The sequence below is a fragment of the Colwellia asteriadis genome, assembly GCF_039523295.1.
GTDB classification, from domain to species: Bacteria; Pseudomonadota; Gammaproteobacteria; order Enterobacterales; family Alteromonadaceae; genus Colwellia; species Colwellia asteriadis.
The window spans coordinates 104,630-120,961 of the sequence record NZ_BAAAFA010000001.1; the positions used below are offsets into that span (position 1 = coordinate 104,630).

General features: G+C 37.5%; 11 protein-coding genes. 4 read left to right on the forward strand and 7 right to left on the reverse strand.

What is annotated here, in order from left to right; translation table 11 throughout:
• The first annotated feature begins 5 nt into the window (after positions 1-5).
• Complete coding sequence (locus tag ABD005_RS00470; RefSeq protein WP_343813621.1) at positions 6-3,062, forward strand: efflux RND transporter permease subunit; 3,057 nt, start codon at positions 6-8, stop codon at positions 3,060-3,062.
• A gap of 116 nt (positions 3,063-3,178) precedes the next feature.
• On the opposite strand, the gene ABD005_RS00475 is transcribed toward ABD005_RS00470, so the two are convergent.
• From ABD005_RS00475 to ABD005_RS00485, 3 genes are all read right to left on the reverse strand, one after another.
• On the reverse strand, positions 3,179-4,321 hold the full coding sequence (locus ABD005_RS00475; protein ID WP_343813624.1) for a collagen-binding domain-containing protein: 1,143 nt from the start codon (positions 4,319-4,321) through the stop codon (positions 3,179-3,181).
• A 227-nt stretch (positions 4,322-4,548) separates the two neighbouring features.
• Entirely contained in the window at positions 4,549-7,392 is a 2,844-nt protein-coding gene (prsT, locus tag ABD005_RS00480; protein ID WP_343813627.1) for an XrtA/PEP-CTERM system TPR-repeat protein PrsT, read from the reverse strand.
• 89 nt (positions 7,393-7,481) lie between these two features.
• Entirely contained in the window at positions 7,482-7,874 is a 393-nt protein-coding gene (locus ABD005_RS00485; RefSeq protein WP_343813629.1) for a hypothetical protein, read from the reverse strand.
• Between the two features lie 133 nt (positions 7,875-8,007).
• On the opposite strand from ABD005_RS00485, the gene ABD005_RS00490 reads away from it, so the two are divergent.
• Positions 8,008-8,502, forward strand: coding sequence for an RDD family protein (locus ABD005_RS00490; RefSeq protein WP_343813632.1), 495 nt, complete (start codon positions 8,008-8,010; stop codon positions 8,500-8,502).
• A 38-nt stretch (positions 8,503-8,540) separates the two neighbouring features.
• Here ABD005_RS00490 and ABD005_RS00495 read toward each other — a convergent pair whose 3' ends face one another.
• The 3 genes from ABD005_RS00495 to ABD005_RS00505 all read right to left on the reverse strand — a co-directional run bounded on the left by ABD005_RS00495 (position 8,541) and on the right by ABD005_RS00505 (position 11,426).
• Positions 8,541-8,783: a hypothetical protein gene (locus ABD005_RS00495; protein ID WP_343813634.1), complete on the reverse strand. Its 243-nt coding sequence runs from the start codon at positions 8,781-8,783 to the stop codon at positions 8,541-8,543.
• 132 nt (positions 8,784-8,915) lie between these two features.
• On the reverse strand, positions 8,916-9,938 hold the full coding sequence (locus ABD005_RS00500) for a TolB-like translocation protein (protein WP_343814834.1): 1,023 nt from the start codon (positions 9,936-9,938) through the stop codon (positions 8,916-8,918).
• A gap of 246 nt (positions 9,939-10,184) precedes the next feature.
• The gene (locus tag ABD005_RS00505) at positions 10,185-11,426 is read right to left on the reverse strand and encodes an ankyrin repeat domain-containing protein (RefSeq protein WP_343813637.1); all 1,242 of its coding nucleotides are present in this window, start codon (positions 11,424-11,426) and stop codon (positions 10,185-10,187) included.
• Positions 11,427-11,662: 236 nt separating this feature from the next.
• On the opposite strand from ABD005_RS00505, the gene ABD005_RS00510 reads away from it, so the two are divergent.
• Positions 11,663-14,353: an MORN repeat-containing protein gene (locus ABD005_RS00510; protein WP_182767852.1), complete on the forward strand. Its 2,691-nt coding sequence runs from the start codon at positions 11,663-11,665 to the stop codon at positions 14,351-14,353.
• Entirely contained in the window at positions 14,350-15,705 is a 1,356-nt protein-coding gene (locus ABD005_RS00515; RefSeq protein WP_343813645.1) for a tetratricopeptide repeat protein, read from the forward strand. Before ABD005_RS00510 ends, ABD005_RS00515 begins: the two co-directional genes overlap by 4 nt.
• Positions 15,706-16,151: 446 nt before the next feature.
• On the opposite strand, the gene ABD005_RS00520 is transcribed toward ABD005_RS00515, so the two are convergent.
• Positions 16,152-16,332, reverse strand: a 181-nt coding sequence (locus ABD005_RS00520; protein WP_343813648.1) for a hypothetical protein, incomplete at its 5' end; no start/stop codon positions are given.

The following is a 16,332-nucleotide window of genomic DNA, read 5'->3' on the forward strand; positions in this document are numbered from 1 at the left end:
CCAAAATGAATATCACCCAAACCGCTTTTACCTTTCGCAAAAGCGTATTTTTATTACTGGCGGTAATGTTACTTAATGGCATTTTTGCCTACTTCACCTTACCTGCGCAAGAAGATCCTAATATCACCATTCGTGAAGCTATTATCAGTACTTCCTTTCCCGGCATGTCACCAACAAGGGTAGAACAGTTAATTACAAAAAAACTTGAGGAAGAAATACGAAAAGTCGCTGAAGTCGAAGAAATCAGCTCCACCTCAACTATTGGTTTGTCTATTGTTCACGTTAAAATTTATGATCGCTACTTTAATCTTGATGATATTTGGCAAAACGTGCGCAATAAAGTCACCGCGGCTCATAAAAGAATGCCTAATGGTACTTATGAGCCTTTTGTAAATGATGAATTTGGTGATGTTTCCGTAATTACTTTAGCCTTAACCGCCGATGGTTTTGGTATGAGCCAAATGTACGATATAGCTCAGCATATAAGAGATACATTATATGGTGTTGAGGGAACTAAAAAAATTGAAATACTCGGCCAACAAGCTGAGCGTATATTTCTCGAAGTATCAAACGCTAAATTAGCGCAATTGGGGATATCTCCCGATGCTTTGGTCAAAGAGCTACAAAATCAAAATATTATTAGCTCTGGTGGGCAAATAGATACCGGCCCCATTAGCTTTATTGTTGAACCGTCAGGTAATTTTAATAGTGCTGTAGATATTGCAAATACCTATATTAATATTCCTAACAGTGAAAGCTTTATCGCCTTAAAGGATGTCGTGACACTCAAACGTGACTTTATCGATCCCCCCGATAAACTTGCTTATTATAATGGTGAGCCAGCTATATTTTTTGCCATTTCAATGTTGCCCGAATATAACTTGCTCAGCTATGCGCCGCAAGTTATGGAGAAGGTTAAAGCCATTCAAACAACACTACCGATTGGCTACCAAATTAACACCGCAACTTACCAGGCTGAGCAAGTAGAAAAAACCATTTCGGGTGTGTCGGTTAACGTATTACAAACCTTAGCAATTGTCTTAGTGGTTGTTGTGCTATTTCTCGGTATTAGAACGGGTTTAGTGGTAGGTGCTATCGTCCCTTTTGTGATGTTAATTACCTTAACCGTTATGTTCTTCTCAGGGATGAAGTTAGAGCGAATGAGCTTAGCTACCTTAATCATTTCATTAGGGTTATTGGTTGATAATGGCATAGTTATCGCTGAAGATTTTAAGCGAAGACTAGAAGAAGGTGTTGATCGTTATAATGCCATGTTACAAGGTAGTAAAGAGTTAGCAATTCCGTTACTAAGCTCGTCTGTCACTACTGTGCTCTTCTTTTTACCGTTAATGCTTGCCGAGCATGTTGCTGGCGAATATACCCGTTCAATTTCCTTAGTGATTTTAATTACCTTATTAACCAGCTGGATATTAGCTTTATGTGTTACGCCGATATTATGCTATTTCTTTATTAAAATCCCAGTACCTTCTGGGCAGCCTCAACAATCAAGCAGTATTAATGTTAGTAAGCTTTACCGTTATTATGAGGCTTTTTTACATCAAATATTAAAGCGTAAAGCACTGTTTATGAGTGCAATGGTTGCACTGTTTATTGCTGCTGTATTATCGATGAGCATGGTTGCTAAACAGTTCTTTCCTGACTCAGATCGCACTCAAATTATTATTAATATTGACTTACCCAATGGGACTTCCTCTAAAGAAACCAATCGTCAAATGCAGGAAATATTTACTTGGCTGAAAAATAAAGATGATTTCGGTTATATTGAAAACTTTTCTGGCTATGTTGGTTTTAGTGGTCCCCGTTTTGTAATGTCACTTAGTCCAGAAGATCCTGCAGAAAACAAAGGCTTTATTGTCCTCAATGTTAAAGAAGGTACAAACATTTCAGCCGAAATACTAAACCTTGACCAAGCAATAGAACATCAATTTCCTAATGTGTCTCCACGAGTTAATAAGATGTTTTTAGGACCTTCAGACTCCAATACCATTGCCATTCAAGTAAAAGGGCCTGATAAAGACGTTATTTATAAAAAAGCCCAAGAGGTTATGAATGTACTTCATAATACCCCTAATACTTTAGATATAAGAAATGATTGGGAAAATCTAATTGTTAAGGTTGATGTACAAATAGATCAACAACGTGCCAAACGCTCAGGTTTAACCTCGTCAGAAATTGCACAAGCGCTAGAAACCTATTTCTCAGGCACACAAATAACCCAGTATCGTGAAGGCGACGAAATAATTCCAGTAATATTAAGAGCAGAACAAGCCGAGCGAGAAAACTTAGATAGGCTACGCACACTAACTATTTACGCTAAAAAAACAGGCCATAGTATTCCTTTATTTCAAGTGGCTGAGTTAGCTCCTAATAATCAATTTGCCATTATTAAACACGAGGACTTATTTCGTACTATCACCATTCAAGCACGAAACACCACCATGGCAGCAGAAGATTTAAAACGTTTAATTGATAGTGATATTCAAGCGCTAAAAGTGGACTTACCCATTAATCATAATATTGAATATGATGGCGTAATCAAAGAATCAGCAGAAGCGCAAAAAGCCTTAAAAGCCAGCATGCCTGTTGTACTTGGACTTATCCTGATGATATTGGTGGCGCAATTTAATTCATTTAAACAAGCCGCTATTATCACCTTAACCATTCCATTAGCCTTTATTGGTGCTGTTGCTGGGTTACTGATAATGAATGCACCATTTGGTTTTATGGTAACGCTTGGGCTTTATAGCCTAGCGGGCATTATAATTAATAACGCTATTGTATTAATTGATCGAATTCAAATAGAAATACAGGCAGGAAAGCGTGAGTACCAAGCAGTTATTGATGCTTGTTTAACGCGCCTAAGACCTATAGCTATGACCACCATTACAACAATTATGGGCTTATTACCGCTTATTATTGGTAAAGACCCACTATTTTATGGCATGGCTAATGTTATCGCCTTTGGCTTAGGTATTGGTACCATATTAACCTTAGCTGTTGTGCCGGTACTATATTGCAGCGTTTATAAGCTACAACGCTAAGGCTTAATTTCTATAACGACTATGAAGAATAACAGCCACAAAAAAAGCGAGATACTTGTTTAAGTAGCTCGCTTTCGTTAGCCGAATTCAGGTTATTTAACCTTACCCGTTAATAGTTACTCGGCAAATGGCTTACGCTTTACGCGAATAAAAGATTTTCTATTCACATAAAGTAGTGCTAATGCTAACGCAAATACCCATAATGTTGCAGGAGTAGGTACTGGCGTTGGTGGTGTTGAACCTACCGGCGTAAATGGGTTGTAATTAATTTGCATATTACCTTCCCAAGACTTACCAATAACTTGCCCCCAAATTACCGATGGGTTTGCTTTAATATCAGCATTTGGCGCTAATACACTACCGTATAAGTCTGATGCTAAATTAACTTGGCTAGCATCACCAAAGTTATATAAAATATTATTAGTCATAGTGCTATCTTTATAGCCACCTTTACCAGCAAGGTGTGAGCTTGCCAATACGCCATTAATACTAAGGTTGCTTTGGCTAAAGTGAACACAGCCAACTTGCCCTTGGCTACATTGACCGCCTTGGTTATTAGATTTACCCGCTATATTATTTGGGTTGGTAATATTAAATAGTATCGTTGCATCGTCACTCACCCCTTCAACAAACCAATCTGTGTTTGCATTCAGTTGTTCTTGAGTTACGTTAAAAACATAAACGTTATCACTTGGTGTTGATGTTGGTGTTGGTGTAAATACTAAAGGTGCTCCAGCTCTATTGCCATCTCTTACCGCATCGCCATGAGTAGTTGCCGCCATTAAATCTGTTGATAATTTATTTAAATGGGCAAAAGCACTGTCAAAATCTACCGGTAAATCGTTTGCATTAACTTTATTTAAGTTACCAAGAATTCCACCACTGCTACCGTTATCAATAACATCGCCTGCGTGAACAATATCACCTAATTCTGATGGGTGGTTTTCATAAACATTTAAAAAACCTGAGCCGCCCCACTGATTATTACCTTTAACAATATCACCACCAACGACTAAGCTTGGGCCTTCTCCCATGCCTAAATAAGTGATCTCAGCACCTACATCGTAACCACCATTAACAATAAAATCACCGCCAACGGCAATACGCCCTTCAGTATCTGAAGACGTTACTTTAAAGTCATTTTTAATAAAGGCGTTATATTTGCTCGCATCGCCCAAATCAATGGCAACGGCAAAAGCAGATGTTGCAACAAAAAGCCCTAAAGCTAGTGTCATTGCTACGGTTAAAAACTTACGCATGTTATTCCTTTTACGTTATATTAAGTTATTTATTAAGCTGTGAATTAGATAAGCTAATTTCACTACTGCCTAATTCTCGCTCGGATGTGCTAAGCAGCTTAGGCAGCTGAAATTTTGTGCGATTATATACTAACCAATAGTAAAGTTCTAGCAAAAATGACAGCGGTGTCATTTTTTTTATAATGCCAAAAATACAGTTTACTCGTTAATTATTTTACCTGTACTTGCTAGCTTTTAATCTTCGTTAGTAACTCGTTAATTACAGAGCGTAATTTATGTTGAGGTAATAAACTAATCGCCTTTTGGTATGCCTGATATGCTTGTTCCTTACGCTCAAGTAATGTTAAAGCGTAAGCAAGATGATAATAAATTTCGCCGTTTTGGGCATCTCGAGCACTGGCTTCACGCAACAAGCCTAACCCCTGTTCAATATTGCCCGTTTGAACATAAAGCCAACCAAGAGTGTCGTTTATCGCCGCATTTAATGGCATCAACTCGTAAGCTTTTTGAGCGTGGTTAATCGCAACGGTTAACTCTACAGCCTTGGGCTGCTCTGAAGTAAGCTGAATAACTTCTTTTTCTACTTCTTGTAAATATTTTGCAAGGTGATAGTTAGCCAAATTGTTTAAAAAGGCAGGGTTAGTGTCTAAATTGGGGTAATTTTCTAAGGTAGTAATAGCCAATGCTAAATCACCCTGCATCTCAGCTAAGGTACTTAACTGGGCAACGGCCCATTTATCACTAGGGGTATGTTCTAACCAACTAACCAGTAAGGTGGTTAACTGTTCCGTTTTTTCTTGCTGACTGTATAGTTGTGCTAATAGTTGTAATTGCTCTCTGCGTTTCTCATCTTGATAAAGCTCTTCAACAATTAATGTTGCTTGTTCAAATTGCTCTTGATTGATAAGTACATTAACTTTTAATGATAACCAAGATCGACTATTTTCATTCTCTTGCAATGCCGAATCTATAATAGTTAATGCTTTTTTATACTGCTGTTGGGCAATGTAGAGCCGTGTCTGTAATAACGGAGGTATAGGGTCTTGCTCTAAGCTTTGAATACGAGCTATCGTTTTAGCCGCGGCATTAGCGTCCATCACATCAAGCTGCGCTCCAGCTAATACAATAAGTTTTTTCGGCTCTTCATATAATAAACCGTACAGTATATTAAGTGATTTTTGCGCTTGAGCTTGTTCGCCTAGCTGAGCTTGTATTCTACTTTTAGTGAGTAACAACGCTTCGTTTAACGGGTAACCTTGTTCAAGCTGAGTTAATAAAGGTAATGCTAAATCAGGCTGTTTAGTGGCAATATACAAGTTAAGTAACGCTCGCCCTGTTTGAAAATTATTGTTAGCTGCCAAAGGTGTTAATAGTTTAATCGCTAATGGAAAGCGTCCTTGTTTGACCGCTAAATCGGCATAAAGCTGAAGCGCTAACGCATTATTTGGGTTAATGGTTAATAATTGTTGGTAATAGCTTTCAACTTCAGTCAATTTTTTTTGTTGTAAATAAACACCAGCAAGTGACAATATTGCAGGAGAAAAATTAGCATCAAGTGCCAGTGCTTGCTCAAAAAAGTAAATAGCTTCTTCACTATTTTCACGTGTTTTAAGTGATAACTCCCCCGCAAGTTGTAATACTTCAACTTTATCAGGGTATTCATTTAATAAGGCTTGTGTTGTTTGTTGAGCTTGCTCGAACAAACCGGCTTGCAACTGCATAAAACCTAATACCGTTTTATTTTGTAAACTACTGTTGATTTTTTCATTAGTTGCACTGCCGTTAGTGTTAGTTTTACTTAGCTCAGCAAGGGCCGTTTCTTGCTGTTCATTCGCTAATAAGCTGGCAATATAATGTTCGCTAATACGCTTGTTATCTGGAAAATTCTTATTCGCTTTTTCCAATAACGTTAACTGTTGAGTTAACAAACCCGCTTGACGATAAATTTCACTCGCTAATACATACAGCTCAACATCATTACTATTTTTTGCTAATGCTTTTTCAATGTGAACTTGCGCTTTTTCAATGTCTTGTTCTCTTAGCGCTAGAATGGCTAAATAACGGCGAGCACTTGAGTTTTCACCATATAAGTCAAGGTAACGCACAAACTGTTTCTTAGCTGAGTGGCTGTTTTGATTAATGAAATCTACCGTTGCTGACAGTAATAAAACGTCTTGATCGTCTTTATGTCTATTATCTACACCCGATAGTTGCTGCTTAACCTCTGATAAAATGATGCGAGCTTGTTTAGTATTACCTTGCTGAGCAACAATAGAAGAATGCAATAATTTAGCATAAGGGTCATAAGGAGAACTTTCGCGTAACTTCAATGTTATCGCTAACGCTAACGCCAATTCATTTTGTGCTAAATATAAACCCGCTTGTGAAAATAATGCTTGTTTGTTGTGTTCATCAAGTGAAAGTACTAAAGAAATAAACTGTTGAGCTTGCTGATATTTATTAAGTTTTTTATAAAGTTCAGCATTAAGTAGTAAAGCTGGAATATAAGTGTCGTCAATCAGTAAGGCTTTATTTAATGACTGTTGGGCGTTATCGGTATTTTCATTGCGGTACCACAAATCAGCTAAAGCGGTGTGATATTGTGCGCTATTTTCCTGCATGTTAATCGCTTGCTGATAAGCGCTTAATGCCAGGTCATACTTTAATAAGGCTTTATAAGCATTACCTTGAAAGTAATAATATTGCGCATCAGTATTTAAATGTTTTTGCGCTGTTAATAAGGCTAACGCCTCTTCATTTTTATCGAGTAATAATTTTACCTCAACCAACGACATGGTAACCGCATAAGAGTCGGCATGAAGAATTTTAGCTTGTTCAAACTCTTTTTCTGCCGACTTTAAGTTACCCGTTTTTAGTAATATATTACCGAGTAATAAACGTGCAGGTAAGTAGTCTAAATCTTGCTGTAAGCTATTTTTTACCGCAATTTCAGCTTCAGCTAGTTTATCTTCATTTAATAACTGTAAGGCATGTTCGTAGTGTTTTACAGCCTCGGTTGCCAATGCTGTACAAGAAAGGGTTAATAAAGCCGAAAAGAGTAAAAAACGCATTAATTTATATCCATTAAAAAATCACAATATCGAAAACAGTCAGCACACTTAATCACCTTTGAGTAAACACTAACCAACCTGAGATCGGCTTAACAAAGTATGTCTTGTAACCACTGTTTAGCTTCTTCGTCTGAGGTAAAAAATTTAAAATTCAACCCCGCTTGCTCATAAGCTTTTGTACATAAACTTTTGGTCGAGTTAGGCACATCACTACCTGCTAAGTTTATGGCAACCGCTTTAGTGTTACCTTTTTTTAAAAAGGCAACATGATAATCTAAAGCCTCGGCAACACTTATTGCTTCCCCCAGGGGAACTAACAGTACGGCATAGTTATTAAAATCAACCAATGTCACTGCTGCTATTAGATCTTGATGTAATAGGTGAAAGTATTCAATATTCCACGGACCAACACTACGAATAGTAATGATATTATTTTCAACAGTAATCTCTTTCGCGCCATGTACTGAAAATGCAGTAGACATATTTATCCTTCAATTTGTCAATAATCGATAACAGTGAAAGAAACCATTTTACGCTAGCTCAGGAAGATACTCAATTAAGATAATTTTTGTTAAACTAGCGCAAACCTTTCACTTTCATTTAAATTGAGATTTCATGGAAAATGCTATAACTGAGTCTTTCCCGCGCGCAGGATTTCGCCGACGCTTTGCCTCTTGGGTTTATGATTTATTAATCATTATTGCGATATTTATGCTATCTGGTTATGTCTGCGTTGCACTCTTTGTTTTGCTTGATCACCTTGGCCTTATTAATATTGTTCGTAATGACTTTGATATAGACTGGAACGCTTCACATATCATGTACCGCATTGCTTTTAATAGCTGGGGAGTAGCTTGGGTTTGTGGCTTTTTCATTTACTTTTGGTCACGAAAAGGACAAACACTTGGTATGAGAGCCTGGCGTTTACGCGTACAAAACCTTGACGGTTCACTGATCAGCTCAAAAACAGCAATTAAACGTTTATTAACAACCCTATTCGGTTTGGGCAATATTACCGTATTATTTGATCGAAAAAACAAACTGAGCTTGCAAGACCGATTAACCACTACTGAAGTGGTCGTATTATCACTTGAAGCTAATAGTGATTGATTATAAAAAAATTCGTGAGTAAGTGACAATTAGATAACTTACTCACTCCCGTTATTATGCTGGGCCTTATTTTTATCACCGCTCAAGGCTTTTTTCATGCGCATACTCATGCTGATATCCATACCGCTGGCAGAAGGTAAGTTGTCTTTATCAAGCGGGATATCTGTATCATTCTCTGACAAATGCGTTAATATCGCATTAAGCTGCTGTGTTCTGATCAATTCCAGCCACTTAGCCCTATTACGAGAAGCAATACCAATAGTATAATTATTTATACGCATTACAAAGTTCCCCCCTTTATTTGTGATTTTTAGCTAACGGCGTTAACTTACTTACCGGTAAGTCCCTCTCAAAGTACCCTGTGAGTAAGTACACCACAGGGCTGGCACTTCCTTTGCTCATGTTATGCATTATTATCGTCCTTGTGCTGCTAAGTTTGTAATCGCTATTGGACCTAATGTATTCAGGCCCCAAATACCACTTTCTTTTACTATTGCCTCTGCTTGCTCAGCGGTCACTATATTTTTTGTTCTTATGATACGCTTGGAAGGATAGAAACCGTTTTTACCACGTTCTTTTGAAAATTTTGCTACAAACTCCAATTGATAATCCTCTTCTGGAGAAAAAATAACGCCATTACCTTCCCCTATTTCTGAATGCTCTATTTCGGGATTGGCAATATTGACCCAATGAAAATGTGCTTTCGGCCTAGCATGAGTCATAAACGCTAAATATTTGCCATCCGGTGAAATACGGTGGTTTTTCATCTCCCACGCTCTTGGGAAACCAAAGTTCACTTTGCGTACTATCTCGCCATTAAATGTATGAATCCAAAAGCCATCGTGCTTTATCGCTAAAAACTCTTTATCACCGGGCAGTAAAAACAACTCCTCTGAGTAAATTATTTTACGTTGTGTAAGTGTGGCTGTGGATACGTTGTAATTGTAATGTTTACCATCTGCATAAAAAATCACATTGTCACTGTCTAAGGTCCAGTTAAACCAAGGGTAGCCACCACCGCCTGACATGGTAATGAGCTTTTTCTCTTTGGTGTCGTATAACTGGCGCGTCGCTCTGTTATTTAAATACCCTGAAATAGCGATATAGCGGTTATCTGGTGAGCGAGCAGGTGGATGCAATCCCGCAGGCTCCAGTTGGGTAAAAATTTTTTCAGGAATAATACGGCGTCTATCTGAGCCGTCTAAGCGCGATGACCAAAGTGTTCTTGTTTCGCTGTATTTGTATTTATTCCAAAACATTAACCGCGGGGTCGAAAAAGTATCTGCATCACCATACACTTCTTCACGAATTTCCATTGGCCATTCAGGGTGATTTTTATGCTCTTTAGCCCACGGGTATTTAGCAAGTTCGGCCTGAAGTTCGGCCTGAGTTTGCGATGATGATGGCTCTGAGCAAGCATTAAGCAATACGCTCATGCAAAGCGCTAATATAACAATAGGCGCGCTGCGGTGTGATATAGGTGTCACTTTAAAGAAGTCCTTTTCTTATTATCAATTTTAAAAGAAAACCGTAATATTAGTTATAAATACTAAGCAGCCTAAATAGAAGTTAACGATACAGAAAGCTTACGCCCTCCTTAACAACAAGTAGATTAATAGCTACCACTTTACTCAAAAATAAAATAGTAGCTAAAAACGAGGAGCTATTAATTTATGTAACTATTATTCGTATACATGGAGAGAATATTTTTGTAAAAATGCCAAGTTTTCTTTTTCTGATTGTAATCTTTTTACCTTAGTATCAGAGCCATACCAGTGTATTTCGCCTTGAAAATCCTCATCAAATGGTAACGCTATAAAAGAAGAGTTCTCTGAGCCTATCGCAGTATTAGGGTCATGCCAAAAAAGGTTAGTACCTTGTGATTTAACTCTTCCAGACCTCCCTATAACAAGGTAATGATAATATTTCCAATCAGGACAACCACCAAAAACAAACGCGTCTATTCCCTTAGACATACTAAGTGTGTTGTTCATTTGCTCATTGAAAAATATTCCTCCTGGACCATCTGTTTGCCCCCCCTTTAAACGAAACGTGCAGCTTAAATCAAGGTTATGCGCATTAATAAAATCTTTCCAGTAACTGATGTTCCTAGACCACAACGCCTGCCTTTTTTGACGTTTCTCTAAAATATTTTGCTCACGTTTATTTTCTAAAGCTAGTAAAAATGCCTCATCAACAACGTTACCATTTATGTAACCTTTAGCACCTTCAGAGCGAAGTAAATCGATAGCATCAGGCATATCATTTTTAATAGCGAGACCCAAAGCCGTATTACCAGCGATTGTTTTAGGGTTTAGGTCGGCGCCATTTTTTATAAAAGCTTTAATATGCTTGAGATCACCACTCTTCAATATTGCATACATTAATGGGGTTTCCCCATTACTGTTTGCATGATTTATATCAACGCCGAAACTTAATAATCGGGCAATATACAACTCTAATGCTCCCGATTTCAAATAGCTGTTCGGTTGTAAACTACCAAAATGATATAAGAGATGAAATGCATTCTCTCCTTGATCGTTTTCATAGTGATAATCGCAGCCTACGCTTGCCATATAGCTGATTAGATTTATCGGTGGTACACTTTTTTCTTTTAAAGTACTCATACATACCGGTAAAGCCTGCTTACTAACTTTGCAATTAACATCAAGCTCAGAATCGGCTATATACTGTACTAAACCGAGGTTGTTTTTATCAACAGCCTGCTTAAGCGTTGAGCAATTTTTAGCGATTTTTTCGTCATCTAAATACTCTTGTAACGTAGGCGTAACTTCTTTTCCTCCTCGCATAAGTTCTACGTCTACAACTCGTTCAAAATATTCAGGGGTATTTTTTTGATAATACGAATAGCTTGCGCTAGCTATAAACGCCAGTAATAAAAAAGCTAATATTATTTTTTTCATTTGTTATTCCTTAACATTATTATGCCAATATATGACATATTCCGTTGTCATTTGCGCAAGCTATAAATACTTTGTTAGAAGTAATTTCTGCAAAGTAAAGTCATAGCTTGCTGTTGTGTAATTTTTTCATTTATAAACAGTTAGATATAATATACCATCCTGATATTGAATAACATTAGAACGAATATTATTCAAAAGTCATGTAAGACACGGAAACATTTTATAAAGGATTATTTATGCCAAAGCATACTGCTTTTAAGATCATTACATACCTCATTTTTGTCACTTTGCTTGGTTGTGAAAAGACTGACCCTGACCCTGACACACAAAAAAACGAATCTAAAGCAACCCAACCCATAGCTTTAAAAGAAGATATCACCGACGCTGCGCAATTTGATCAAGAGCGTATCCAGTTTTTGTGGCAGGGACCTCAGCAAGAAAAAAGAACGATATGGAGCATCAAAATAGATGGAACAGATCTTCGCCAGGTGCTTGATGAGAAAGAACTTTCATTCAACACCCCTCCTGGCGGTAATGGTGGGCACATAACATACCTTTCTCGCTCACCAAATAACCGCTATTTAGCGCTAATTATGTACCAAGAAGTCATTGTTTATGATCTGTTAACTCGAGATCACCTTATCATCGGTGAAGCAGTAAGAGGCCAACCACAACTGATAATTTGGAAAGATAATACCTTCAATGTTTACATGTCTAAATTTGGCGACCACTCGCGAAACTTATATGTCGACTTGAACAACCTAACAGTAACAGAGAAAAAAGAAAATAGTGATACGGTCTATTTAAAAGATGGTTCAACTCTCTCTTTTCACAAGTTTCATATGAGTAAATACAAGGACGATAAAAGGCTCTTTAAAATTGATCTAGATGGGTATGATAAACTTAACAAACCATATCTAAATGGATACGATAAACTTAATGAACTATATCTTAATAATGAACAAACACATGGGCTACTGCACACTAAAGAAAGGTCTTTTTACTTTAATATAACAACTGGAAAAATACTCAGCACCTTCGATAATAACTTTTTTACACCGTGGCATATTAACCATGCTAATAGCCAACTAATAGGCACTGACAAAGAGCATAAACAGTTAACCTTTTATAATATAACGACAAAAACAACAACAAACATTTTAACCTCCGCCACCAAATTAAGAATAATAAGCCCACTTAAAGCAAGTGCCTACAATCAAGAAAAGCCCTCCCTTTTACCTAAACTCTCAAACTTACCAAAAGGGTACATTTACGGAGACCGCAAAGTCGATGAAAATTATTATTTTGGAGAAAAAGTTGATGGAAAAGCAGAAGGTTATGGGGAAATGTATCAACGTTACACTCACCTTTGGCAATATCAAGAAAAAAACAATACTCTGATACCGCTTCACTATAAAGGAAATTGGAAAGCGGGTGTATTTGAGGGTAATGGCGAGGTTATTTATACAAACGGTAGTCGCTATAAAGGAGAGTTTTCTTCTTACCTTCATCACGGTCAAGGACGTTTTACTGATAAAGACGGAAACGGCTTTGATGGAAGCTGGAACAAAGGACAAAAACATGGCCGTGGCCTCTGCCTTACCTACCGTAAACCAACTCCATGTGAATACTACTACAATGCAATAGTTACTTATGAGGGAGAGCTAGACGACAACGGCATACGTAACGGTACGGGTACTTTTAGTTGGGTACCTTACATTAAAAAAAACATCTATAAAGGTAACTTCAAAAATGATTTATTTCACGGTCAAGGCGTGCTAACCAAGACCTATTATAGTAACGACGTTTATAAAGGGCAATGGCAATTGGGCCTGCGCCACGGTCAAGGCACACAAACCAATGGCGAAACTCATTATGAAGGACAATGGAAAGCCGATAAGCGCCATGGTAAAGGTACACAAACTAAAGGCAACATTCGCTACGAAGGCATGTGGCGAGTCGATTATTATAATGGTCAAGGAACATTAAATGAAAATGGTAATATCTACAGTGGACTATTCAGTGCTGGCTGGCTATTTGGTCAAGGCACATATAAAAACAAAAATGGAGACAGCTATAACGGAGAATTTGAATACTCCCGTTACAATGGATATGGAGTAATGAACTACGCAAATGGTGATCAATACAGTGGCCAATGGCTATCCCACATGAGGTGGGGTAAAGGCAAGTTAACCTTAGCAAATGGTGACTTTTATGATGGCGATTGGGACAACGATACAAAGCATGGCGAAGGAGTCTGTCAAGAGAATTCAGAGGAATACCCATGCCAATACTTTCGTGGTTATAAATTACATAATATACGTGATGGTTATACAAAATCTAGAGTTATCATAGACGATGGCTACGGTGAGGTGTTGGGCGACTATATTGGGGAGCTTGAAAACAATATCCCCCATGGACAAGGGTCATTTATAAATAAATATCAACGTTTTTATATTGGTCACTTTGACCACGGTCTATTCAATGGTCAGGGGATATTACTAACTTCACATCATGGCATTATCTATGATGGTATGTGGATCAAAGGCAAACCTAATGGCTACGGAAAAACGAATATATTTGAAGGGCACTGGAAAGATGGCGTGGCTCATGGAGTAGGTAAGTTACATATAGGTATTAACAGCACGAGGCGTATTATTAAAGGTAACTGGCAAGATGGAGAAATCAGTGAGGGAACTATTATATACCAAGATGTTGATTATATAGAAGATAAAGCTATTTACACTAATAACTGTGTTTATACTGGGAGGTTATCGTTATCTATTAATACAAAAATTACCTATTCAACAAGTGACATGACTTTTGTTAAGGTCACCCCACAAGGGAAATGTGTACGTGTAGAACAAGAAAAAGAACACAACACTAATGCTTTGAGTAAAAACCATTTACAAAAGGATAGCAAATGAAACGTATTATAGTATCGATATTAGTCATTTGCTTTAGCTTAGGCGAGTGCGAACATGAAGCTCGAGCTCAAGTCCCACCTAAAATGGAAGCACAGCAAATCAAACAACCATTACTTGACTTGTTTGCCAAGCCAAAGTTGACAACTGAAAAAGCTAAACTAGAGGAAGCGCTTATTCTAAAAGCAATAGCAGATGACCCTTCGGCCCAAATCGCATTAGCAAATATATATGAAAATGATAACCAACAAAAACGCGCCTTATTTTGGTATCAGCAAGCAGTTGAACATGGCGGTATAGGTGAAGAAAATGCCATTCTTAAATTTTCTCAACAAAAACTAGCACAAAGTAACGACCCTAAAGATATATTTATGTGGACAAAGTATGCAGCTGAACACGGCGATATTAGCGCACAAGAAAAAACAATGGAATACTATCGTAGAGGTCAAGAAGTTAAAAAAAACCATATAGAAGCAGAAAAATGGCTAAGAAAACTAATTAGCCACGAAGCCAAAAAACCTACATTTAAACTGGTAGAGCTACAGTTAGATACAATTAATTCAGATAGAGAAAAGAACATCCCTAGCGCGATTGCCCTAGCCAAAAAACTCGCTGAATCGGGGTCTGTAGACGCGGCTTATTTTTTAGGTTGGTTGCACCAATTTGGCTCATTGTTGGATAAAGATATTACCAAAGCGATTTACTGGTATAAAAAAGCAGCCGAGTTAGCTGATATTCGTGCATATCGCAGTTTAGGGTGGATATATCACTCTCACTATAACGATAATAAAGCAGCCGCTCACTGGTATGAAAAATCTGCTTATTTAGAAGATCAAGTATCTCAGTTTAATTTAGCCGTTTTATATCATTTAGGGAAAGGGGTAGATAAAGATTTAAAAAATGCAGCCCAACTGTATGAAAAAGCAGCTTATACAGGGCATAATTCCGCAAGAATTAATTTGGCTAATATGTATGCGAATGGTATTGGGGTGAGCAAAAATAAAGAGCTGGCCGAGCAATATTATAACGGTTATCAGCATATAAACCTCGCGACTGAAAAAAAACAAAGTCAGCTAAATATAGAACCAAATATTGATTATATAAAAATAGATATAGCAGATTTGGATTTATCAACTCAAAACTTTTATACGCTCCATGAACGTTTAGGAATTTATAGCCACTCAATTGATATAAGTAAACTTCCCGTTTTAGAAGATAACTCAGTGATCCTATTATTTGTTAATATACCAACTTTAGGGTATTACTCCGTAAGTAAAGGAACAAAAAGTAGCTTATACCAACGAACTCTTATTAATGATGTTACTATTAATAATTTTAGATCTGGTAATTTATAACACAATAAAACGTTGGTCCATTATCATGGGTCAACGTTCATCATCTGTTGTGATTCAAAGTATCCTGTGAGTAACTACACCACAGGGCTGGAACGTCCTTTGCTCATGTTATGCATTATCATCGTCCTTGTGCTGCTAATTTATCAAGCCACTCTACCGACACTTTTTGAGGGAGTTTCATATCGTATAAACTAACTGCCCCTCCTGCCTTTTCATAGCAACAATCTATCGACCCTGAAGGAATCCCCCTCATCATCAAACACAATAGAGCGACCCCCATATAGCATTTCCATTTTCAGTCCCTACACCAGTGACCATATAATTAAGCATAAAATGAGTGCGCTAACTAACGGTCTTGGGTAAATTCGTTTAATTAGTGCCATTATTTACTCTGCTACTCTGTTACCCTGCTACGCTGCTCAGAAAGCTCGCAATTGATAAAAAGGTTATATTCTCTTTTGGCTACCTTTGGCATTTGATTCAATTTTTTCATTTCTATTCAGGATGCTTTTCATGCGCATACTCATGCTGATATCCATACCGCTGGCAGAAGGTAAGTTGTCTTTATCGAGTGGAACGTCGGAGTCGTGTTCTGATAAATGCGTTAATATTGCATTAAGCTGCTGG

Bases quoted from the DNA above. Each gene is read 5' to 3' on its own strand.
- ABD005_RS00485 (WP_343813629.1), bottom strand. From the start codon at position 7,874: ATGTCTACTGCATTTTCAGTACATGGCGCGAAAGAGATTACTGTTGAA.
- ABD005_RS00495 (WP_343813634.1), bottom strand. From the start codon at position 8,783: ATGCGTATAAATAATTATACTATTGGTATTGCTTCTCGTAATAGGGCT.
- prsT (WP_343813627.1), bottom strand. From the start codon at position 7,392: ATGCGTTTTTTACTCTTTTCGGCTTTATTAACCCTTTCTTGTACAGCA.
- ABD005_RS00475 (WP_343813624.1), bottom strand. From the start codon at position 4,321: ATGCGTAAGTTTTTAACCGTAGCAATGACACTAGCTTTAGGGCTTTTT.
- ABD005_RS00510 (WP_182767852.1), top strand. From the start codon at position 11,663: ATGCCAAAGCATACTGCTTTTAAGATCATTACATACCTCATTTTTGTC.
- ABD005_RS00515 (WP_343813645.1), top strand. From the start codon at position 14,350: ATGAAACGTATTATAGTATCGATATTAGTCATTTGCTTTAGCTTAGGC.
- ABD005_RS00500 (WP_343814834.1), bottom strand. From the start codon at position 9,938: ATGAGCGTATTGCTTAATGCTTGCTCAGAGCCATCATCATCGCAAACT.
- ABD005_RS00505 (WP_343813637.1), bottom strand. From the start codon at position 11,426: ATGAAAAAAATAATATTAGCTTTTTTATTACTGGCGTTTATAGCTAGC.
- ABD005_RS00470 (WP_343813621.1), top strand. From the start codon at position 6: ATGAATATCACCCAAACCGCTTTTACCTTTCGCAAAAGCGTATTTTTA.
- ABD005_RS00490 (WP_343813632.1), top strand. From the start codon at position 8,008: ATGGAAAATGCTATAACTGAGTCTTTCCCGCGCGCAGGATTTCGCCGA.